At 56.0% G+C, this 21944-nt stretch carries 20 protein-coding genes; 17 read left to right on the forward strand and 3 right to left on the reverse strand.

The annotated features are described in order from the left end of the window. Nucleotides 1-178: 178 nt before the first annotated feature. The gene (locus LCM31_RS05915; RefSeq protein ID WP_224868332.1) at nucleotides 179-1087 is read left to right on the forward strand and encodes a metal ABC transporter substrate-binding protein; all 909 of its coding nucleotides are present in this window, start codon (nucleotides 179-181) and stop codon (nucleotides 1085-1087) included. 19 nt (nucleotides 1088-1106) lie between these two features. Here the strand turns inward: LCM31_RS05915 and LCM31_RS05920 are convergent, their stop codons facing one another. Continuing rightward, a complete protein-coding gene (locus LCM31_RS05920) occupies nucleotides 1107-1697 on the reverse strand; it encodes a hypothetical protein (RefSeq protein WP_224868334.1) in 591 nt (196 codons plus the stop codon). A gap of 232 nt (nucleotides 1698-1929) precedes the next feature. On the opposite strand from LCM31_RS05920, the gene polA reads away from it, so the two are divergent. Then, nucleotides 1930-4671: a DNA polymerase I gene (gene polA / locus LCM31_RS05925; RefSeq protein ID WP_224868336.1), complete on the forward strand. Its 2742-nt coding sequence runs from the start codon at nucleotides 1930-1932 to the stop codon at nucleotides 4669-4671. A 683-nt stretch (nucleotides 4672-5354) separates the two neighbouring features. Here the strand turns inward: polA and yihA are convergent. Beyond that, complete coding sequence (gene yihA, locus LCM31_RS05930) at nucleotides 5355-6011, reverse strand: ribosome biogenesis GTP-binding protein YihA/YsxC (protein ID WP_224868339.1); 657 nt, start codon at nucleotides 6009-6011, stop codon at nucleotides 5355-5357. 135 nt (nucleotides 6012-6146) lie between these two features. Here yihA and LCM31_RS05935 point away from each other — a divergent pair, with 135 nt between their 5' ends. The 10 genes from LCM31_RS05935 (at nucleotide 6147) to LCM31_RS05980 (ending at nucleotide 15244) form a co-directional block, all read left to right on the forward strand. Further along, on the forward strand, nucleotides 6147-6797 hold the full coding sequence (locus LCM31_RS05935; protein ID WP_224868341.1) for a c-type cytochrome: 651 nt from the start codon (nucleotides 6147-6149) through the stop codon (nucleotides 6795-6797). Nucleotides 6798-6990: 193 nt separating this feature from the next. Continuing rightward, nucleotides 6991-7668 carry a thiol:disulfide interchange protein DsbA/DsbL gene (locus tag LCM31_RS05940; RefSeq protein ID WP_224868343.1) on the forward strand — a complete coding sequence of 226 codons (678 nt, stop codon included), beginning with the start codon at nucleotides 6991-6993 and terminating at the stop codon, nucleotides 7666-7668. A gap of 125 nt (nucleotides 7669-7793) precedes the next feature. Continuing rightward, nucleotides 7794-9026, forward strand: coding sequence for a hypothetical protein (locus LCM31_RS05945; RefSeq protein ID WP_224868344.1), 1233 nt, complete (start codon nucleotides 7794-7796; stop codon nucleotides 9024-9026). Between the two features lie 172 nt (nucleotides 9027-9198). Beyond that, nucleotides 9199-9744 (forward strand): hypothetical protein, encoded by a 546-nt coding sequence (locus LCM31_RS05950; RefSeq protein WP_224868346.1) that lies wholly within the window; start codon nucleotides 9199-9201, stop codon nucleotides 9742-9744. A gap of 172 nt (nucleotides 9745-9916) precedes the next feature. After that, entirely contained in the window at nucleotides 9917-10798 is an 882-nt protein-coding gene (locus tag LCM31_RS05955) for a hypothetical protein (RefSeq protein WP_224868348.1), read from the forward strand. Next, complete coding sequence (locus LCM31_RS05960; RefSeq protein ID WP_224868350.1) at nucleotides 10795-11205, forward strand: ACT domain-containing protein; 411 nt, start codon at nucleotides 10795-10797, stop codon at nucleotides 11203-11205. The genes LCM31_RS05955 and LCM31_RS05960 overlap by 4 nt, the downstream gene beginning before the upstream one ends. Nucleotides 11206-11320: 115 nt before the next feature. Further along, a complete protein-coding gene (locus tag LCM31_RS05965; protein WP_224868352.1) occupies nucleotides 11321-12070 on the forward strand; it encodes a hypothetical protein in 750 nt (249 codons plus the stop codon). Between the two features lie 87 nt (nucleotides 12071-12157). Next, entirely contained in the window at nucleotides 12158-13867 is a 1710-nt protein-coding gene (locus LCM31_RS05970) for a M28 family metallopeptidase (protein ID WP_224868354.1), read from the forward strand. Between the two features lie 153 nt (nucleotides 13868-14020). Next, on the forward strand, nucleotides 14021-14515 hold the full coding sequence (locus LCM31_RS05975) for a hypothetical protein (protein WP_077399208.1): 495 nt from the start codon (nucleotides 14021-14023) through the stop codon (nucleotides 14513-14515). Between the two features lie 42 nt (nucleotides 14516-14557). Continuing rightward, nucleotides 14558-15244, forward strand: coding sequence for a hypothetical protein (locus LCM31_RS05980; protein WP_224868356.1), 687 nt, complete (start codon nucleotides 14558-14560; stop codon nucleotides 15242-15244). 214 nt (nucleotides 15245-15458) lie between these two features. Here LCM31_RS05980 and LCM31_RS05985 read toward each other — a convergent pair whose 3' ends face one another. Further along, on the reverse strand, nucleotides 15459-16340 hold the full coding sequence (locus LCM31_RS05985) for a LysR family transcriptional regulator (protein WP_224868358.1): 882 nt from the start codon (nucleotides 16338-16340) through the stop codon (nucleotides 15459-15461). A 121-nt stretch (nucleotides 16341-16461) separates the two neighbouring features. On the opposite strand from LCM31_RS05985, the gene LCM31_RS05990 reads away from it, so the two are divergent. From LCM31_RS05990 to LCM31_RS06010, 5 genes are all read left to right on the forward strand, one after another. Beyond that, nucleotides 16462-17238, forward strand: a complete 777-nt coding sequence (locus LCM31_RS05990; protein ID WP_224868360.1) for a ferredoxin--NADP reductase — start codon at nucleotides 16462-16464, stop codon at nucleotides 17236-17238. Between the two features lie 924 nt (nucleotides 17239-18162). After that, entirely contained in the window at nucleotides 18163-19164 is a 1002-nt protein-coding gene (locus LCM31_RS05995; RefSeq protein ID WP_224868362.1) for a glycosyltransferase family 2 protein, read from the forward strand. After that, nucleotides 19161-20084, forward strand: a complete 924-nt coding sequence (locus LCM31_RS06000; protein ID WP_224868364.1) for a sulfotransferase family protein — start codon at nucleotides 19161-19163, stop codon at nucleotides 20082-20084. The genes LCM31_RS05995 and LCM31_RS06000 overlap by 4 nt, the downstream gene beginning before the upstream one ends. Continuing rightward, complete coding sequence (locus tag LCM31_RS06005; protein WP_224868366.1) at nucleotides 20071-21162, forward strand: glycosyltransferase; 1092 nt, start codon at nucleotides 20071-20073, stop codon at nucleotides 21160-21162. The genes LCM31_RS06000 and LCM31_RS06005 overlap by 14 nt, the downstream gene beginning before the upstream one ends. Nucleotides 21163-21171: 9 nt before the next feature. Further along, on the forward strand, nucleotides 21172-21942 hold the full coding sequence (locus tag LCM31_RS06010) for a WecB/TagA/CpsF family glycosyltransferase (protein ID WP_224868368.1): 771 nt from the start codon (nucleotides 21172-21174) through the stop codon (nucleotides 21940-21942). Nucleotides 21943-21944 lie beyond the last annotated feature (2 nt).

Consider the following 21944-nt stretch of genomic DNA (forward strand, 5'->3'; position numbering starts at 1 on the left):
CTGCAGAATCGCGATCGTTGATAAAACGGCTGGCGAGTGTAAGCCGCGTATGATTATATCGCACCCCTTTATTCGGTGTTGGTGAGTGTTCGTGGGCAATCGCGGTTGATGCCCGCCGTTGGGTTTATCCTTGCCGCCTGCATTCGCTTTGTTGTCTGCTTTGTTGGTTCGTTTGTCTATGTTCGAAAAACCATTGGGTGTTGTTATTGCGCTCGGGTTGATTTTGGCGTCACTGGTGGGTATTGGTTGTGGCGCAAAGTCCCCGGGTACTGACAGTTCTGAAAAACTGGTGGTTGTTACGAGTATTGCGCCGCTGGCGATGCTCGCGCGCGAAGTTGCGGGAGAGGCAGCCGAGGTCCGCCAGCTGGTGCAGGGTGGTGATCCGCATCATTACGCGCCCACGGTGAATGACCGCCTGACGATCGAGGGGGCACCGCTGGTGGTGTGGATGGGGCCCGCTCTGGAATCGTCACTTGCTCGACAGATGGCACTGGTTTCTGCTGAGCGGCAATTATCATTACTGCGCGATACAAGCCTGTTTGAATTTGATGGCTCGGATCCCGCCGATCCACACCTTTGGCTACGCCCGCGCAATGCTGCGGCAATTGCTGCGCAAATCGCCGAGCGACTCAGCACCCTGGATCCGCAACAGGCCGCGGGCTACCGCCAGCGCGCCCGCGACTTCTCGCGCGCCATGGCCAATCTGCAAAAGGTTCAGGATCGTGCGCTGTGGGCGTATAAAGAAGTGCCCATCGTCTCCACGCACAAGGCGTACAGCCAGTTCTTCGGTCCCGCCGGGGTGACGGTGGAAAGCCTCAGCGGTGGGTCAAAGCAGGCGCATGGCGCGCGCACTATGCTGGACAAGATTCGAAGTGAAGGGGATGGCGGGCCGGTCGGCTGCCTGTTTGGTGAGGTCCCTGCCAACGACCGCGATCGTCAGACCGCCAGTCATCTGAATTTGGGCTACCAGGCTCTGGACCCTCTGGGAAATACGCTGCCGCAAGGTGCGGGCTATCGTGCGCTGATGGAAAAGCTGCTGGCGGATGCTCGCCGCTGCCTGAGTACGATTCCTGATCGTAGCGCCTGATTGCGGGCGCGTGCACGCGTCAGCTGGGCTCCTGCCCCGCGGTATTCTCCTGATCCTGCTCCAGCTGTATCTCGTTAGCGGGTGTTTCCCGGTCGGCTTCCTGCTCTGGCGATACGGCAGGGGTCAGCGATGTTTCACGCGTTGACTCTGACGAATCGGACACCGACTGAGTGAGCGCCTCTGCGGGCGCTGGCTCAATGGTTGCGGCGTCCGCCGCGGTTGTTTCCAGCACTTCCTGCGTTGGCGCCTCCTGCGGCGCCTGCTGTTGTGCCAGTTGCTCCTCCGCCTCGCGCATCAACGTTTCGACCTGCTGCTGCTGAACGTTGCGCACACTGTTAAGCAGGGCCTTGCGGCTTGGATCGCGCAGCATTTCCTGACGGTACTGCTCGCGGTGCTGTTCCTGAATAAGGTACTCGTTGTCGCTCACTTCTTCTTCAGCGATCAACTCCGGCACCGGATACGCGGTTACCTCCACGTGTTCCATGGTCTCCGCCGCGTAAGCTGAGCCACTTGTGGTTTCCTCAGTGGCGGCTGGTGCCTGACCTTGCGCGACAACGGCGCCGGCGAGCCCCCAAACCACCGCGAGGTGGATCAATATGCGGGATTTCATTTTTTCATGCCTCTCTGCAACTTCCCTATTGCAAGCCTAGAAGCTGTTGCCTGAGTGGGGGTGACACTGCGATGACTCGCGCGGCGGCATCGACAAATGGAGTCGGGCGAAGCAACTTCCGCCGCCGCTGTACGAGCGAAAATTTCTCAAGGCAGGTATCCTGTCGCCCTGCGCAAACTGCGCCACATCGCATTCATCTATCTGTCATCGCCAACCGAATTTCTATTTGTCTATGAGCAACGATAAGACCTCTTCTGCGCCACTGATCCTGGTGGACGGATCTTCCTACCTTTACCGCGCTTTCCACGCCCTGCCGCCGCTGGCGACCAGCACCGGCCAGCCTACCGGCGCCGTGCGCGGGGTGATCTCCATGCTGCGCAAGCACCTTAAGGAGCATCCGGACAGCCCGGTGGTGGTGGTTTTTGACGCCAAAGGCAAAACCTTCCGCGATGAGCTGTTCGAGGAATACAAGTCGCACCGTCCGCCTATGCCCGATGACCTGCGCGCGCAGATCCAGCCGATTCACGACATCATCGATGCCATGGGCCTGCCGCGGCTGGTGATCGACGGGGTTGAGGCAGATGACGTTATTGGCACCCTGGCACTGCAGGGCGCAGAGCAGGGCATGGACGTGATCATCTCCACCGGCGACAAGGATATGGCCCAGCTGGTGCGCCCCGGCGTAACCCTGGTGAACACCATGTCCAATACAGTCATGGACGTGGAGGGCGTGAAAGCCAAGTTCGGTGTCGGCCCGGAGCTGATCATCGACTTCCTCGCGCTGATGGGCGACAAGGTGGACAACATTCCGGGGGTTCCCGGTGTGGGTGAGAAAACCGCGCTGGCACTGCTGCAGGGGCTCGGCAGTCTCAAAGATATTTATGCCAACCTCGATGGCATCGCGCCGCTCGGCTTCCGCGGCTCGAAAACCCTGGCCAAGAAAATGGAAGAGCACAAGGACGCGGCGGATATGTCCTACGTGCTGGCCACCATCAAGACCGATGTGGAGATGGACTACCAGCCGCAGACCCTCGCCAACAGCGAGCCGGACACCGATAAACTGCGTGAACTGTTTTCCGAAATGGAGTTTCGCAGCTGGGTCGACGAACTGGGTGGCGACGGCGAGGCATCGTCTGCGGCGGCCGCCGCGGTAGAGCGCAACTACAGCATCATCCTTGATGAGCAAGAGCTGGATGCCTGGCTGGACAAGCTGAAGCAGGCGGACCTGTTTGCCTTCGATACCGAAACCACCAGCCTCAACTACATGCAGGCCAAGCTGGTGGGGGTGAGCTTTGCGGTGGAGGCCGGCGAGGCGGCCTACCTGCCCCTGGCCCACGACTATATGGGCGCACCGGCACAGATCGATTTTGATCGCGCGCTGGCCAAGCTGAAGCCCATTCTCGAGAGTGATGAATACAAAAAGGTTGGCCAGAACCTCAAGTACGACAGCCACATTCTCGCCAACTACGATATCGCGCTGCGCGGTATTGCCCGCGACACCATGCTCGAATCCTATGTGCTGAACAGCACCGGCAGCCGTCACGATATGGACAGCCTCGCGCAGAAATACCTGGGCGAAACCACGATCAAGTTCGAAGACATTGCCGGCAAGGGCGCCAAGCAGCTGACCTTTAACCAGATCGAGCTGGACAAGGCCGGCCCGTATGCGGCGGAAGATGCGGACATTACCCTGCGCCTGCACCAGGAGCTGAGCGGCCGCCTGGCGCAAGAGCCGAGCCTGGAAAAGGTGCTCGATGAAATTGAAATGCCGCTAGTGCCGGTGCTGACGCACATCGAGCGCAACGGTGCCTACATCGATGCGGCGATGCTGAAACAGCAGTCCGACGAGCTGGACAAGAAAATGCGCGCGCTGGAACGGCAGGCGTACGACGAGGCGGGCGAAGAATTCAATCTCGGCTCCACCAAACAGCTGGGTGCCATCCTGTTTGAAAAGCTGGAAATTCCGGTGATCAAAAAAACCCCGAAAGGGGCACCGTCGACCGCCGAGCCGGTACTGCAGGAGCTGGCACTTTCGCACAAGCTGCCGGCGCTGATTATGCAGTACCGCGGCATGGCCAAGCTGAAGAATACCTATACCGACAAGTTGCCACAGATGATCGACCCGGCCACCGGGCGGGTGCACACCTCCTATCATCAGGCGGTGGCGGCAACCGGGCGTCTGTCATCCTCGGACCCCAACCTGCAGAACATCCCGATCCGCACCGAAGAGGGCCGGCGCATTCGCCAGGCATTTGTCGCCGACCCGCGCATCAATGGTGGCAGTGCGATTGTGGCTGCGGATTACTCGCAGATTGAATTGCGCATCATGGCGCACCTGTCCGGTGACAAGGGGCTGCTGGATGCCTTTGCCCACGGGGCGGATATTCACCGCGCAACCGCCGCGGAGGTGTTCGAGGTGCCGGTGGACGAGGTAACCGACGAGCAGCGCCGCCGAGCCAAGGCGATTAACTTTGGCCTGATCTACGGCATGAGCGCGTTTGGCTTGGCCAAGCAGCTGGATATCCCGCGCGCGGACGCCCAGACCTATATCGACCGCTATTTCGCGCGCTACCCGGGCGTGCTTGCGTATATGGAAAATACGCGCAAACAGGCAGCCGACAAGGGCTACGTGGAGACCCTGTTCGGTCGCCGCCTGTATTTGCCGGAAATCAATTCCCGCAACGGCATGCAGCGTCAGGCTGCGGAGCGCACCGCGATCAACGCGCCCATGCAGGGTACCGCGGCCGACATCATCAAGCGCGCAATGATTAGCGTGGATGCGTGGCTGCGCGAGGAACAGCTGAAGACCCGTTTGATCATGCAGGTACACGATGAACTGGTACTGGAAGTGCCGGCCGATGAGCGTGAGCTCGTGGTGCAGCGCATTCCGGAGTTGATGCAGGCTGCGGCCGAGCTGGATGTACCGCTGATTGCGGACCTGGGTGAGGGTGCCAACTGGGACGAGGCGCACTGAGCTGGTCAGCAGTTTATTTTAAGTTTTTTGCGATTTTTTTCATTTTCGCGGAACTACTGATTAAGGGGCACCTCTAACTAAGCAAGATCGTTGGATTGCAACATCATCCCCAAAGCTTAGTCAGAAGCCCCTCGCCCCGAAGATACCCCCATCGGGGCTTTTTTTTGCCTGAATTTTCATTCCCGTAGCTCGAGTGAGTTGGCTGAGCCGCTCAGTGTGTGTCAAAAACGCCTGATTATTAAATAAGCAGAAATAGCGTTTTTTGACGTGCGGCGAGGAATAAAGTCTCAGAAACAGAATTTTTTGCCCGCAAAACGGTGGTGGGTGGGATACAGTTGCGGCGTCCGAACCGCGAAAAAAGAGTGGGGAACCTTTCAGGCCCAGCTTAGTCTTTTGACTATAGGATTTGGTTTGAAGGCATCGCAATGGATGCAGTGGAATTTGGGTGAGAACCCAAGGTTGCGCCCGTCCCCCTGGGCGCAGCTCCTAAGTGCCCCTCCCCAAGGGCACTGACCCCTAGCCGGCAGCTGCAATCTGCCGGCTTTTTTTTGCCTCCAAGTTCTTGAAAGCGCTTATCGGGCCAGAGAGGCCCGGGAAAACATCCTGTGAGCGGCTCATCGCCCTGTGGTTGGCTAAAAAATGAACGGCTTACCTTGAGTCTAGACGAAATTTGGCGGTGCAATTCACGCGTCAGCCTGTTCTGCCTCAGAGTCGTCCTGCGGCAGGGCCAGCCACTGATTCAACTGACGCTCCAGCTTGTCGAGGCCCTTGCGTTTGGGGGCGGAGAAAATCTGAACCGTAACGTTGTGGTCCAGCTCGAGCGCCTTCAATTCCTTCTCTACGGCAAAGCGCGTGTTGTTGGCGGGGCCATTTTTCAGTTTATCGGCCTTGGTCAGCAGGATATGTGCGGGCAGGCCGGACTTGACCGCCCAGTTCAACATCTGCAAATCGAATTCTTTCAGCGGCTGGCGAATGTCCATTAACAGCACCAGCCCCTTCAGGCATTGGCGGTTCTCCAGATAAAACGCCAGATTGCGTTGCCATTCGTCCTTCATCGCGCGCGCCACCTTGGCGTAGCCGTAGCCCGGCAGGTCGACCAGCCGCTGGGACTCGCTCAGGCTGAAGAAGTTGATCAACTGGGTGCGTCCGGGCGTCTTGGAGGTCCGCGCCAGTTTATTGTTGTCGGTGAGTGCGTTGATCGCACTGGACTTGCCGGCATTGGAGCGGCCGGCGAAGGCCACTTCGGCGCCAGAATCCACCGGGCATTCCGCCAGGGTGGGTGCGCTGATCAGAAATTCGGCGTGGCGGTAATTGATTCGTTTAACATTGGCTTCAGACATGGGACTTCCCGGTACACTCAGATGGCGCGCAAGTATATAATGCCGCGGTTTTATCGTCGCTGATGGTTTAAGGGCGTTTGGGTGCCGCCAGCAGCGAAGATGGGTGCAAAACTTCAGCGCGCAACAGGACGACGTATGAACAGCATTATAAAGAAGGCCGCTCTGGCTTTGGGGATGATCGCTTTTGCCCAGATGGGACACGCTGCCGGTGACGCCAGTGCGGGGCAGGCCAAGGCCGCTGCCTGCATAGCCTGCCACGGTGCGGACGGCAATAGCCCGGCGCCGACGTTCCCGAAAATCGCCGGTCTCGGCGACAAGTACCTGCTCAAGCAGTTGCGTGACGTGAAGAGCGGTGCGCGGTCCATTCCCGAAATGACCGGCCAGCTCGACAACATGACCGATCAGGACCTGCAGGATATCGCCGCCTTCTACGCGTCGCAGAACATCCAGATTTCCGGTTCTACCGCCTTCTCCGTGATGCTGAACAACGGCGACAACGTGGATGGCCTGGCCCTGGGTCGCGAGATCTACCGCGCTGGCAACAGCGAAACCGGTGTCCCCGCGTGCATGGGTTGTCACTCACCTAGTGGCCTGGGTAACGCGCCCGCGGCTTACCCGCGCCTGTCTGGCCAGTACGCAGAATACGTGGAGAAGCAGCTGAAGGCTTTCCGTGAAGGCACCCGTGCCAACGACGGTGATACCCGCACCATGCGTACCGTGGCGCGCCAGCTGTCCGACGCCGAAATCAAGGCGGTTGCGAACTACGTAGCGGGCCTGACCGAGTAAGCGGTAGGTCGTTGCGAGAAAGGCCGGTCACTGACCGGCCTTTTTGTTTCCGCCTGCCGAACCCAGCTTGCACCGGCCGTCGGGAACTTCAATAATTTCCGCGGTCTATATTCAGCCAGGAGTCAGCTGAGCCCGAGCATACTGGGGCCAGACTGATGCAGGCACACAGAATAAATTTTGGGAGTAACTCTTTATGAAAGCCGTCGTCGCACTCTTTACCATGCTGCTGAGCCTGGCAGCCTGTGCCCAGGAAGCCCCGGGCAAATTCAAGGCCGGTCAGCACTACGAAGTACTCCCGCAGGCCGTTGCCCAGGATGACGACAGCAAGATCGAAGTGACCGAGCTCTTCTGGTACGGCTGTGGCCACTGCTACCACTTTGAGTCTCCGCTGAAAAAGTGGCAGAAAACCATGCCGGCCGATGTGGCGCTGAAAAAAATCCCGGCCATTTGGCAGCCGGTGATGGAGATCCACGCGCGTATGTTCTACGTGGCGGACGCCATGGGTGTACTGGACAAGGTGCACGAGCCGATCTTTGCCGCCATCGCCCAGCAGCGCAAAATGTTCGCCACCCGCGACGGTCGCGACTGGAAAGTCGATGATGCGGCTATTGAAGCCCTGTTCAACGATGCCGGTGCCGACGGCGCCAAAGCGGTGAAACTGATGAATGGCTTCGCGATCAACAGCAAGGTCAAGCAGGGTCAGGCGAAACAGCGTGCCTACAAACTGACCGGTACCCCGGAAATGGTTGTTGCCGGCAAATACCGTATCAGCACCTCGCTGCCGGGCATCAAGGGCAAGTCCAACGGTCAGCAGATCATGCTGGACGTAGTGGACTTCCTGGTAGAAAAAGAGCGCGCCGAGAAGGGCTGATCGCGCCCAACCTGCTCCGCTCGAACAACCCCGCAATCGCGGGGTTTTTTTATGCCTGAATATCCCTGCGCCGCCTCACTGCTAGGCTAACAGTGGGTACCGCCACCAATTTCGCCAGTGCCAGAATGCGCAACTTGCCCCTGCCAGTATTGATTGCTCTGTTGCTCAGCCTTTGGGCTGGGTGGCTGCTGGCCGTCGCGCAGGTTCCTGAGGGGCAGGCGATCGAAGAACCGCTGCCCGTGCAGCAGACCCCGGTGGATATTGCGGCGCGCGCGGTGAGCCTACTGTCATTTGTCGCGGTGGATTATCCCGAGGCGGTCGCCGAGGGCAGTGTGCGGGATCGCGGGTTGTATCGACAGACTCGCGAAAACGCTGAACTGGCCGCCGATCTGGTGGCGGAGCTGCCCGACAGGCCGGGGCGGGCCCAGCTGCTCAATACACTGCAGTCGCTGCAGGCGGCAATTTCCGGCAAAGACGCCGCGGACCTGGTACGGCGCCGCGCCAACACGGCGGCCGACCGCCTGGCAGCCCTCTATCAATTGCCCCGTTCCCCGGCAGAACCCCTGCCTGCCGCGAGCGAGGCCAACGCCCTGTATCGCGACCGCTGCCAGCACTGCCATGGGGAAAATGGCGTTGCCGAGCAACCGGAGCGCGCGCTGAATGATCCCGCGCGCATGGTGAACCTGAGTCTGTACGACTTTTACAATGTGCTGGAGCCCACCCGCAACGATGCCCACGACGAGGCCGTGGACGGCGACCTCAGCAGTCGCCAGCGCTGGGCGCTGGCGGTCAAGGTGGCCAGCTTCAGCGCGCCACCGGTGGCGCCATCACGCAAACTTGCCGAACAGTACCCGGCACTGGTTGGCCTTCCCGGCATGGCGGTGTTGCGCCCGTCAGAACTTCCCGAACCGGCGCGCGCGTCGCTGATGTGGTGGCGCGCCCACCCGGAACAGACCCGCGCCTTGCAGCACCCGCTGGCCCGGGCCGCGGGCCTGATCTATCTGGCGCACATTACCTATCGCGGTGGCGACCCCGCGGACGCCTACCACAAACTGATGCTGGCCCTGCGCAGCGGCTACCTGCCGGCACGCGCGCAATTGGCTGAGCGCGATCCGGCACTCGCAGCCCAGCTCGATCAACAGTGGCAGGCGTTGCGTGAGGCCATTCTCGCGCGCGCACCGGCCAATGAGGTGATCGAGCAGTTTCAGCGCCTACTCGCCAGTGTGGTGAAGGGCAGGGAGTTATTGCAGCCCACAAGCAGCAGCGTCATCTATGTGTGGGCGGGGATACTGTTTGTTGCCGCGCTGGCGCTCGGGCTGTTGTTGTGGTTCGGCTTGCGTCGCCGGCGCACAGGGTAGGTAAGAAACGCCGATCCCTTTGGTTGGTGACCACATAGCCTCTTAGGCTGGCTTGACGCGAAAACAAAGAAAATTGTCGCATTCGCTGCCACTGTTGAGATTTACGACTAGGCTTTTAATTAGGTTGTGCAAATAACCGCCAGTCGTTGAACCCAACAGAGAAGAGTGCCGCATGAAGTTGTTGCGTCAGTTGTCCTTCCGTCCCGTTCTCGTATCCCTGCTGCAATCCTACGTCCTTACCTTTGCAGTGTTCCTGATTCTCCCCGTATTCGCCTCCGCGCAGGAGCAGACCGGCAACCAGGCTGCGGCCAAAAGCTGGGTCGGTAACTGGCTGGTGGTGGGGCAGGGGGATGAGCAGCTGGTGTGGCAACTCCACGCTGACGGTACCGGCTTTGCGCACGGTTTCCGCGCAGATGGTCAGCTTACCCATGGCTTTGCGATCTCCTGGCGCATTAACGGCGATACGGTGCGTATCCGCACCGGCGGCACGCTGCACTGCAACAGTGGCATGGTGTACGCGCAATTTACCGGTTGGAGCGCGGTCACCTTAGACTTCAACGTGATTGACGGTCGTCATTGGCGCCAGCACAACGGCGGTATCCTGGCCTTTCAGCGCCGTCTTGGTGATTGGGAAACACCCAATCACGGCGCCGAGTGCCCCAATCTGTACGATCGCGAGCGGAAAGAGACCCCGCAGACCGCCTCGGCCGGCAATTGAAGCCAGAGCGCACAAGGCAGTGCTGAGCAAAGTGGTACTGATCAAAGTACAGGCCAGCGCGCTGGCAACGAAGGCGTCCAGCCTGCGGCCGGGGAAGGAAGTCTCCGGCCCGGGTCATAGGGGCAGGTATTCATCTCAGGGAAGAATACAGCGCAAGCGGAGCCTGGCAGTCATGCAGCAACGCTTTATTCACAAGCTACTGGTCACCAGCAAACAAACGCTGATCGCGGCGGGCGTTGTTTTGTTGTCGTCGACAGGGGTGGTTTCGGCACAAGATTCCGCTGCTGGTTCTTCGTCCCCTCCTGGCCCTTCCAAGGATCTGCAGCACAAATCACCGCAGAATTCCACCCGCGAGCAACCAGGCCAGTATCCCGGCTGGGAGGTGGAGTCGCGTTTGCAGGCCGAGCAGTGGGTGGGAAATTGGCTGATCTCCCGCGACGGCGAAGCGCAGCACGTGTGGAGCCTGAACAAAGACGGCACCGGTCGCTCCTATGCGTTCAATCGCCATGGCGATGAGATGCAATTTGCCTATGGCTACGACATAAGCTGGTATTTCGATCCGCATACCCAGATGGCCAATATCAAAACCGAGCGCCGTATTGTGTGCCGGGGCGGCCGCGTCTATCCCTACTTCCTCACGCTCAAATCCTACGAGAGTGATTACGCCGTAAAAGGCAAATTCGCCTGGCAGACCACCTGGACCGAAGCCAGCATCGGTCGCAACTACCTGCATAAATCCCTAGTGGTTTTCGTCGCGCCCCTGTCTGCTTGGCACAACCCGGAAAAAAACGCTCCCTGTCCGATTTTCCCGCGCATGGATGTGGAAAAAGATATCGACCTGGCGCTGGACCGCTGGGAGCAGGAAGCGCAACAGAGCGAACACGAACAACTCGTAGATACCACCCCGGTAGAAGGGGAACCAGAATTTACCGGTGAAGACTTTGGACCAGCAGTGGATGAGCCCAAGGGCAAAGTCCCAGGCCAGAAAACATCGTCAAAAAGTAAATCCGCCAAGGCGCGGGTGAAGGACAAATCCAGGAGAGACCGCCAATGAATGCTCAGGTAAAAATCGACCAGCTGCTATTGCGGCTGACCCCGATTCTCGATCGCGAAGTACTGGGTTTGTGTGTGCTGGATGAGCCCCAGTTGCGGGAACACTTGGCGCATTGCCGGTGTATTTTCCGCGAGCGTGAAGGTATTACGGCGTTACTGCCAAAAAACCTCGCCGAGCTGGGACAGTTACCGGTCAGTGACGACTACCGGCAGATTACCCTACAGTTCGTTGACGGCGTGGAAGCGCCTGGGTTCACCGCCACAATTTTACGTGAACTCGCCGATGCCGGGATTCAGGCCAATGTGGTTTCTGCGCGCTATCACGAGCACATTCTGGTACGCGCCCGTGATGCCACACATGCGATGCAGATCCTCTATGGCATCAGCAACCGCCTGCAGTATTCCTAACAAGTAGTTACCTTTCCCTTTCTCCGCCCAGATGTGCGTGTCTGGGCGGAGTTTGCCGATGGCAGGGAGCGCCCCAGAGAAAACCTTTCTTGAATAGAGGAGTGCGCTGCCGACCATGCATATCGCCTATCCGCCGCCACTGCCCCACGGGCCAATCCGCCAGTTGTTGCCGGATTTTTTTGTGGTGCGCGGTCAGGCTCGGGTTGCGCCGGGAGTGCTGGTCAATCGCAATATGGGCATCGTGCGCAGCGGGGACGACTTACTGTTGGTCAACCCCATACGTCTCACCCGTTTACAGGAAGAGCGCCTGTGCGATCTCGGCAATGTGCGCCAGGCGGTGCGTCTCGGATATTTCTTTGGATGCGATGATCTCTACTATCGCGACCGTTTTAATGTATTTTTCTGGCGACAACACCACTCCGACTATTATCCGGTCCCTGCCGCGGACGAATTCCTGGAAGAGGGCGGCCGCTGCCCGGTGCCGGATGGCCAGATATTTGAATTCAGCCACAGCGAGATTCCGGAGGCGGCATTGTATGTCCCCAATTCCGGCGGATTGCTGCTTACCGGGGACTCCCTGCAATACTGGAGTAGCTGGACGGCCTGTAACTGGGCCGGACGCTGGGCACTGCGCCTGAGCGGGATGCATCGAGGGATGCAGGTATCGCCGGCCTGGTGCCGCCGCGCCACCCCGGAAGGGGAAAATAGTCAGTGCTGGCTTGCCACCGACTTTGAGCGGCTGCTCGATCTTCCATTTCAGCATATGCTTGCCGGTCACGGCGATTTCTGTGCTGACCGCGCCCACGAACTCGCCGAGCGCGCCGTCGCTGCGAGTTTCTCCGTATCGCTCAATACGCGGCATTGATCGCAAAACCTATGTTGAGCAATCGCCGGTGTCCCGTGCGGTGCCGTGATAAGCTGTCGGCGTTTCGAGTATTAGAATGAGCCCAGCATGTCCCGCTTCAGTGCCATCTCCGCAAACTTCATACGTGCGATCCGCGCAAACTTTATAAAAGTACCGCAACCGTTCCGCCCGATAGCATGGTTTGTTTCCCTCGTGTTTACAGGGTTGCTGAGTGCCTGCGTCGGACTCGCGCAGCTGCCAGCGACGCCTCGCGCCGACATGGACAGCATGCGCGTGGATGTGGAATTTTTGGCGGACGACCGCTTACAGGGGCGGGAAACCGGTTCTGCCGGTTACCAGCAGGCAGCGGATTATGTGGCTGACCGATTTGCCAAGCTCGGGCTGACTTCTATCACCGGTGCTGATTACTTCCAACAGGTGCCGCTGCGCAAAGCGCTTTGGGGAGACGGTGCGGCGACACTGGTACTGCATAGCCGCGAGGGTGACATCACCTTTGACCTGGGGGTGGATTTTCTCGGTGCCCCCTCGACGGCGCATAACGACAGTGCGACGACGGCCGGCCTCGTATTTGTTGGCTATGGTATCGATGCGCCCGCCTATGGTGTCGACGACTATGCCGGGCTGGATGTGCAGGGCAAAATTGTCGTGTACCTGTCCGGGCGCCCGCAGTACCTGCCGAATGAGGTGGGTGCCCACTTCGCTTCCAACCGCACCAAGCAGCAGACCGCCGCGCGCCACGGAGCAGTCGGCACCATTACCCTGAATACCCCCATACGCGAGCTGCGCCGCGCGTTTGCCGCTTCCGCCAAGCATGTGCAGGACCCGCGCTGGGACTGGCTGCGTGCCGACGGCACGCCCGGTAACAGCATCCAGCACCTGCAACCGGGCGTCATGCTCGATATCCCGGCGGCCAAGCAATTGTTCATGGGTGCCGCACGCAGTCTCGACACCATCTTCACCGAAATTGAAAACGGCCTGGTGCCGCAGGGATTTGCCCTGCCGTATACCGCCACCCTCACCAGCAGCGCCAAGCACCAGCGTATCTCCAGCCCGAACGTGGTCGGCCTCCTGCCGGGGCGCGACCCCAAGCTCAGACACGAGTACATCATCTTTTCCGCACACCTGGACCATATCGGCATTGAGCCCGGCACGGGGCTTATTAACAACGGCGCACAGGATAATGCCGCCGGTATCGCGGTGATGTTGGAGGTCGCACGGCTGTTTACCACCGCGAACCGCGCGCCCAGGCGTTCCATTCTGTTTGTGGCGGTAACCGCGGAAGAAGAGGGCCTGCTCGGCTCGGATTACTTTGCCCGGCACCCGCCGGTTGCCCCCAAGTCCATGGTGGCCAACATCAACCTCGATATGCCGATGCTGCTGTATCCGTTCCGCGATGTCATCGCCTTCGGTGCCGAGCATTCCAGTCTCGGTAAAACCGCCACCCGCGCTGCCCGTCGCACAGGCCTCAAGCTGAGTCCAGACCCCATGCCCGAGCAGGTCATCTTTGTGCGCAGCGACCATTACAGTTTTGTACGCCGGGGCATCCCGGCGATTTACCTCATCACCGGGCGCGAGGCCATTAACGGCGAGGTCGACGGCAGCCGCGCGCAGATCCAGTTCCTGCGCAATCACTATCACAGTCCCAGTGACACAGCAGATGCGGGGGTTAACTACGTGGCGGCACAGCAATTTGCCGAAGTGAATTACGCAATCGCATGGGAAGTCGCGGATTCCGCACAGAAACCGCGCTGGAATCGCGCTGATTTTTTTGGCGAGTTGTTTGCTGGAAATAAATAGCCGACATTGATCAAAGTGCGATCAGAGCCCACCTGTAATGACATGTAATCGCTATTTGGGACCCACTTACCAGATTTCGTGATAGCCTTGCCGACCGCTGGCGGAGCATTCGTCCAGCAAATAGATAAACAACAATATTGTTAAGGCTTCATCATGTTGAAAAAAATTACTTTAGTGGCGGCAATTGCGGGTCTCGGGCTGGTATCTGGTTGTGCGAGTATCCTCAGTGACAGTAATTACCCTGTAACCATCAACAGCAACCCCGCGGGTGCCAACTTTGTTGTTGTGAATGAAGCTGGTTTCGATGTTCACACCGGCGTTACCCCGGACACCATCACCCTGTCTGCCTCTGACGGCTTCTTCTCCTCCGCGAGCTACGTGGTGAAGTTCCAGATGGCCGGCTTCGAAGAGCAGAGCTTCCAGCTGCGTGCAGGCATGGACGGCTGGTACATCGGTAACATTCTGTTCGGCGGCCTGATCGGCATGCTGATTGTTGACCCGGCCACTGGCGCTATGTGGAAACTGCCGGAATCCGCCAACGTTTCCCTGGCTCCTGTAACTGCGGCTACCGGTCTTGAAACCCTGTCCATCGCTTCCGTTCACCAGCTGACCGATGAAGCCAAAGCGCAGCTGATTCCGCTGAACTAATTTCGCTGCATAAACATACCAATAATAATTTTGGGGTTATCCATGAAAGTACTCGCTCGTGTAGTTTTGATGTTAACCGTGGTTGCGTTTGCTGGTTGTGCAAGCGTCAGCAAAATGCCGTTGAACGACAAAGTCGCCGCAATCGATACTTCTGAGAAAAGTATCCTGGTGGCGAAGCTGTCGATTCGTAACGACAACAAGCCCAGCCATCAGCCGAACCTGCTCGCAGTGTTCGTAAACCAGAACGAAAAAGACTATTCCTTTACCAAGCCTACCCTGATCGCTGATCTGGACAAGGGCGGTAAAGAGTACTTTATCAGCATGGACGTGGCCCCCGGTAAGGCAACTATCAAGCTGGCCCGTTTCCTACGTCAGGTTCCGCTGCTACTGAATGCAATGGCTGACCTGCCGTTTGAATACGAAATCGACGTGCCGGCGAATGAAGTGGTTTATGTGGGTAATATCACCGCCACTATCAAGCCGCGCGAAGGTGAAGAGCCTCGTGCCGGCCTGGTGATCCCGTTGATCGATCAGGCCGTTGCCGGTTTCTCTAACGGTACCTTTGAGGTAAGCATTACCGATAACTACGATGCGGATATGGAAGCTCTGAAGGCGAAATACCCGTACATTGCCAGCCAGGCCATTGCCAAAAACCTGCTGCCTGCGTGGACTCACCCAGAGCAGCGTGGCGAAGCGCCAACCATTCTGGCGGAAAAGACCGAGGAGTAATCCCGCTTTTTGGTAAAGCGGGGTGATGGCTTGAGCCGTTGTCCCGTGTACGACCGCAAAGCGAGTCTCTCAAGAGACTCGCTTTTTTTGTGTCTGTAATTCGCATAGTCGCAAAACGCACAACCATAGGCTCGACGCCTGCGCCAGTGGAGCTAACGATGGAAAAATACAATAAAGCTTGTCTCTAGGTAACCGTTGCCGATAAGCAATGTCTTTATTGCACTTTTCGACAGAGCTCGAGCCAGCGCTCAATACCGGCACTGCGATACTTTTGTCGATGCAGCACAAAGTAAAATTCACGGCTGAAATCCCGCTGTGGCACGGGCAATTCCACCAGCGCGCCGCGACGAAACGCATCCGTCAGGGAAACTCGTGAAAGGCAGCTGATACCGAGCCCTGCTTCTACCGCGCGCTTGATTGCTTCGGTGTGTTGCAGCTCCAGGCGAATGTTGAGTTCCGGCAACAGTCCGGCAAGGGCGCGTTCGAAGGTCTGGCGGGTACCGGAACCCGTTTCCCGCAAAATCCAGGTGGCCTCGCGCAAATCTTCGTCACTTAATTGTGCGCGCTTTGCCAGAGGGTGGTCCGGTGCGCAGAACACCACCTGCTCGTCTTCCCGCCACGGGATCATTTCCAGATCCGGATGATTCAGCTCGCCTTCGATCAAGCCCAGATCCAGCTCAAAGTTCACTACGCCCTGGGCAATTGCCGCGGTGTTGGCAACCTCCAGTTCTACCCGGGCCTCGGGCTGTTCCTCCATATAGCGCGCCATAATGCCCGCTGCCAGATAGTTGCCGATGGTCAGGGTGGCCCCGATCTTAAGGCGGCCCAGGTCGCTGTGTACCATCAGGGTGGCTTCCAGCTCCCGCGCGCGCTCCAGTAATTCTTCCGCACGCGGCCACAATTGCCGGCCCAGTTCATTCAAGCGCAAACGCTTGCCAGTACGTTCGAAGAGGCGCAGGTCAAACTGCTGCTCAAATTCCTTCAACGCGGTGGACGCCGCCGACTGCGACATATTCAGGCTCTCCGCGGCGCGGCTGACATTTTCGTGGTGAGCACAAGCCAGAAACACTTCCAGTTGGCGCAGGGAATAGCGCATATAGTGTCAGCCTCCAAGTATCGGAAAATTAGATAACAGATATCAAAATATCCCATTTTGCCAATACATTTACCAGCATTAGAATGCACCGAGAAATTGAGGAATAAGCGGTTCTATTGTTATGTCTAACTTGAATAAAGAGACGGTGCTTGAGGTCCATCACTGGAACGATACGCTGTTCAGCTTCAAAACCAGTCGTGACCCCGGGTTCCGCTTCGAAAACGGCCACTTCACCATGATCGGGCTAGAACAGCCCAACGGTCGCCCGCTGTTGCGCGCCTATTCCATTGCCAGCGCCAACTACGAGGATGAACTGGAGTTCTTCAGCATTAAGGTGCCCGATGGCCCGCTGACCTCGCAGCTGCAGAAAATCAAGCCCGGTGATGAAATCTTTGTCAGCCGCAAGCCCACCGGCACCCTGGTGGCCGACCACCTATTGCCCGGCAAGCGTCTGTGGCTGCTGTCCACCGGTACCGGTCTGGCACCATTTATGAGCATCATCAAGGACCCGGATGTTTACGAGCGCTTCGATCAGGTGATTCTCACCCACGGTGTGCGCTTCAAGTCTGAGCTGGCGTATCAGGATTACGTCGAGAAGGAACTGCCCGAGCACGAGTACTTCGGTGAAATGGTACAGAACGGCCTGCTGTATTACCCCACGGTGACCCGCGAGCCTTATCGTAACAATGGCCGCCTTACCGACCTGATGTTGTCCGGCAAAATGTTCAGTGACCTCGGCCTGCCCACGCCAAATGTGGAAGAGGATCGCTTTATGCTGTGCGGCTCCCCGGCCATGCTTAAGGATCTGACCAAGATTCTCGACGACTGGGGCTTTAGCGAAACACGCGCCGGTATCCCGCGCGAATACGTGATCGAGCGCGCGTTCGTCGAAAAATAAACCGAAATAAGTATTTGCTGCTGGGGCAGGGCAGCGGCGTCGGTACTTAGGAGTGATTGCGTGATGGATTGCGCAAGGAAAGAAAAGGTTTTCTCCACTCCCAAGTGTCGACCCCGGTGCCCTGCCGAAGAATCGGCCGCACCACACCAGTGAAAGGGTTTTACCCTGTTTGATAACCACCTTCGGGTGGTTTTTTTATGCCTAGAAAGCCTGTACCCACCCACTGGACTTGGAATTAATAAAAGATATGGCCAAGGGGGGGCACGTTGCTGTACCGTACCAGATCGCGGTAAATGGCAGTATTGGATGAGTAATGCATCCAGTTTGTACAAAATGTACAACGAGTTGACTCCAAAACCTGCAAGAAATGATTCGGGACTTTAGTCCATCTTTCTCACTGGTCTGGACCAGGCACACATGAAATTTTGCACTGGGTAAAACGTGTGTGAAACCTAGCCTTAATTTCAGTTTTCTTTACCGGGGGTTTCCAGGTAGCACCGATTGGGAGCCAGCTTTATTAACTTTCGATAGTTTGAATTCTTGTTTCATTAATCCCCTCAAAATTTTTCTCAGTTATTTGCATGTCCACCATGGCGTATAAATCATTATTTGATGTTAATTTTTGAAATGTCATCAATTCTTGGTAAAGTGTGACCCGCATCTCGTATTGGAGAACCTTTCAGCACCGGCGACAGGGGAAAGTGCACGGTATTGATACCGCTGCGCTCGGGTACACCGGATGTAAATTACTGAAAGGTAGCTATCTGGCTGGATAGGAAGGCCAACTCTAGCAATACACCAGTTACTAGTGAATGGAACGGACTGGCACGCACTTTGCGAGTCCAAGATCACTAGTCGTTGCAATAACTAAAATGGAATTTCGGTCATTTCCTTGCGAAGTGGTCTCTCATATAGAAGCAGACAATGGAAAGTCGCGCTCCCTTAGCTCTTGCGGTAGTCATCGTTAACTACCGTACACCTGATCTCGTCGTAGATTGCCTGGAAAGCTTGGTACCACAGCTACCGAGCCGTGCCGGCGTGGTCGTGGTTGATAATGCCTCTGGCGATCACTCTATCGAAACACTCCAGGCCTGGATCGACGGCACTGACGCGGCAACTGCTGAAAAAGTACATTTACTTGCATCTCCAGCCAATGGAGGGTTTTCGGCCGGCAATAATCTCGGGATCAAGCGCCTTCGAGCGAAATTCTATTTGTTGCTAAATAGCGACACGATCGTTCGTCCTGGTGCTATTTCTCTCCTGATGGATCGTATTCAACGAGACACAAAAATCGCAGCAGTTGGCCCCCGACTTGAGTATCTGGACGGGAGGCCGCAGGTCAGCCGCTTCCGACGCCGTGGTGTAACCAGTGAGTTTATACGCGGCGCACAAATTCAACTTATTTCACACATTCTGCGTAGAAAAAATACGCCTATAGAGCTTGACGAACCCGAGCAACAGATTGACTGGGTAAGCTTTGCATGTGTCCTGCTGAGAGCAGAGGTCATCAAAAAAATCGGCTTGATGGATGAGCAATTCTTTATGTATTTCGAAGACATTGAATACTGTCTACGAATACAGAAAGCAGGATATACCATCGAACAGGCGTTGGGAGCCCGCGTTGTGCATCTGCGTGGTGGTACTTCCAGCGTAAAAGAAAGTGCTAAAAACAAAAAACGTATACCTGCCTACTTCTACCGGTCACGGACTCGATATTTTATGTTATTAGGTGGCAAAAAAAGGCTCTTAATTGCGAATTTGGCGTGGTATTTCGGACGTGCCATCCGAATGCTGAAGTGCCTGCGCGGTAAATATCCTGGACCCCGGATACCAGGGGAATGGCGTGATATCTGGATTGATTTCCTGGCCCCGCAGACATCCACTACTTTCTCACCAAGAAAAAGCAGTCGAGTGGTAAACCAATGATTCAAGAGAAGCAAACTCTTCCAGATTTCGTAATCATTGGGTCCATGAAGTCGGCAACTACGACGATCTATGAGCAGCTGCGTAAGCTTGATGGGATATACATGCCCGAATTGAAGGAGCCAAATTTCTTTAGCGATGATGCACAGTATGCCCGGGGTGCAGACTGGTACAAAGGGTTGTTCGAGAGCGCCGAAAGGGACGATATTCTTGGTGAGGCTAGCACCCACTATACCAAGCTTCCCACTTACCCAAAGACCGTTGAGAGACTCTATGAGTCACTGCCCAACGCAAAGCTCATCTATGTAATGCGCCACCCGATTGAGCGTCTGATATCGCAATATATCCACGAATGGAGCTGTAACAATATAAAGGTCGATATTAACCAGGCAATTGAGCAACATTCGGAGTTGCTCAACTATAGCTGTTATGCACGCCAGTTGGGCCCATTTATTGAACGATATGGCCGGGACAAGATACTGCCGGTATTTTTCGAGCGGCTAAGAGCATACCCACAGTCTGAACTAGAGAGAATCGCACAGTTTATTGGTTATACCGGTAAGGTGACCTGGCAAGATGACTTGTCTAAAACCAATGTTTCCTCTGAGCGCCTTCGCACCAATCCTGTAACGAGATTCCTGATTGGAAATCCGGTTCTAAAATTTCTACGCAGAGTTCTTGTACCGCGAGCACTCCGTAACGCAGTTAAATCACGTCTGCAGATGAAGAAACGCCCTATTTTATCTGAAGCATCGCTTAGAAAGATTCAACACATATTAAATCGTGATTTGGAAGAACTTGGTTATCTACTGGGTACTGAAATTACAGTAGACAACTATAGAGATTGCGTTGTGGAAGATACTTTGGACTGGAGCACGAAGCAAAACGATACTGCTGTGGGGGGCGAACATGCCTACTCATAACAATGACGCACACAAGCTTGGTGAACCAACTCTGGGATTTGTCGTTATCGGCAGGAATGAGGGAGACCGGCTGCGCCGTTGTATCGACTCAATACTTGAGCAGCGCCAGTCTATCAGCCCGGGAATTGAAGCGCATAAAAACGACGACACTCTGAATCAGGATAGCAACCTTAACTTACCACCAGTTGTGTATGTTGACTCGGGTTCAACAGACGGCAGTGTCGAGTATGCGAACAGCGTAGGCAGTGACGTTATACAACTCGATATGACCACGCGTTTTACCGCCGCGCGTGCGCGTAATACCGGGTTAGCCTATCTATTGGAAAAATACCCAAATATTGAATACATCCAGTTCATTGACGGCGATTGCGCCATACAACCCGGCTGGTTAGTGAAAGCGATTTCCTTTTTGTCTGTTAATCCACATGTGGCGATCACATGTGGGAGAAGAAGGGAAGTCTATCCACAAAGAACCATTTATAACGCTTTGTGCGATATGGAATGGGATACCCCAATAGGCGATACAAAATCCTGTGGCGGTGACTTTCTCGCGAGAAAGGAAGCGATAATCGCGGTGGGTGGCTTCAACCCTGAAATGATCGCGGGTGAAGAGCCCGAAATGTGCTTTAGGCTGAGAAAAAAGAATTGGAAAATCTGGCGAATCGCGGAGGAAATGACTTCGCATGACGCAGCAATGACAAGCTTCCGGCAATTCTGGTTACGAAATAAGCGCGCAGGATTTGCTTATGCTGCGCGCAGTGCGTTACACGCCACCAAGCAAAATCCATATTGTGTTAGAGAAGTCGCAAGTATTTGTTTCTGGGCGTGTGTGTTCCCAATTCTAATTATAAGTATATATCCGTTCTCTGCCCCAATCGCGCTCTTCCTAATTCTTGCCTACCCGGCAATGGCGTTCCGTATATTTATACGAAAACTACAGCGTAGAAATTCATTTCGACGTTCCCTGGTCTACGGGGTGTTAACACAAATTGGAAAGATCCCGCAGTTCTTTGGGGTGACGAAGTTCGCCATGGGCCAGTTCTCCGGGTGCAAAACTTCGATCATCGAATATAAATAGAGATTACTAATGCCTGATATTCATTCTGTCGATATTGGACTTTGCCGCATCGATACAGCGAGTATGGACAGTGCCGTTGACCATATTCGTGAAATGCAGAGAAATAAACATGCAGGTTACATTGTGACACCGAATGTTGATCACCTGGCCAGACTCGCAAGAAAAGATGACACGGGAAGCCTTCAGCATATCTATCGCAATGCGAGTTTGTCACTTTGTGACAGTCGCATTCTAGAAGCTCTGCTCAATCGCCATGGTACCAAGATACCGCAGGTCGTGACTGGCAGTGACCTAACGCGGCGTCTATTCGAAAGCGAACTAAATAGTAGGGACCGAATATATATCCTTGGCGGCGAGGATGAGGTTATCAACATCGTTCGGGATAGATTTCCCTATCTGGATATAACCCACCATAACCCGACGATGGGATTTATAAACAAGGGCGACGAAGTAAAAAAAGTTATCGATAATATTCTAGGTGCACAGCCAGATTTCGTGTTCCTTGCGGTTGGCTCGCCCCAACAGGAGAAGCTCGCCCTGATGCTAAAACAGCAGGCTCGATTCAACGGTATTGCGTTATGTATTGGGGCGTCGATACTTTTCCTTGCTGACAAAGAAAAAAGGGCGCCGAAGTGGATGCAGCGCTCACGCCTAGAATGGCTTTATCGCTTGTTGCAAAATCCTACAAGGCTCACAAAACGTTATATCCAAAATGCGCTCGTTCTGCCAAGAATTAATCGCATGCTCGCCCAGAGTGTTGCTGAGCCGGCAGCAAACTGAAT

The sequence above is a fragment of the Microbulbifer agarilyticus genome (assembly GCF_020171345.1).
GTDB lineage: Bacteria > Pseudomonadota > Gammaproteobacteria > Pseudomonadales > Cellvibrionaceae > Microbulbifer > Microbulbifer agarilyticus_D.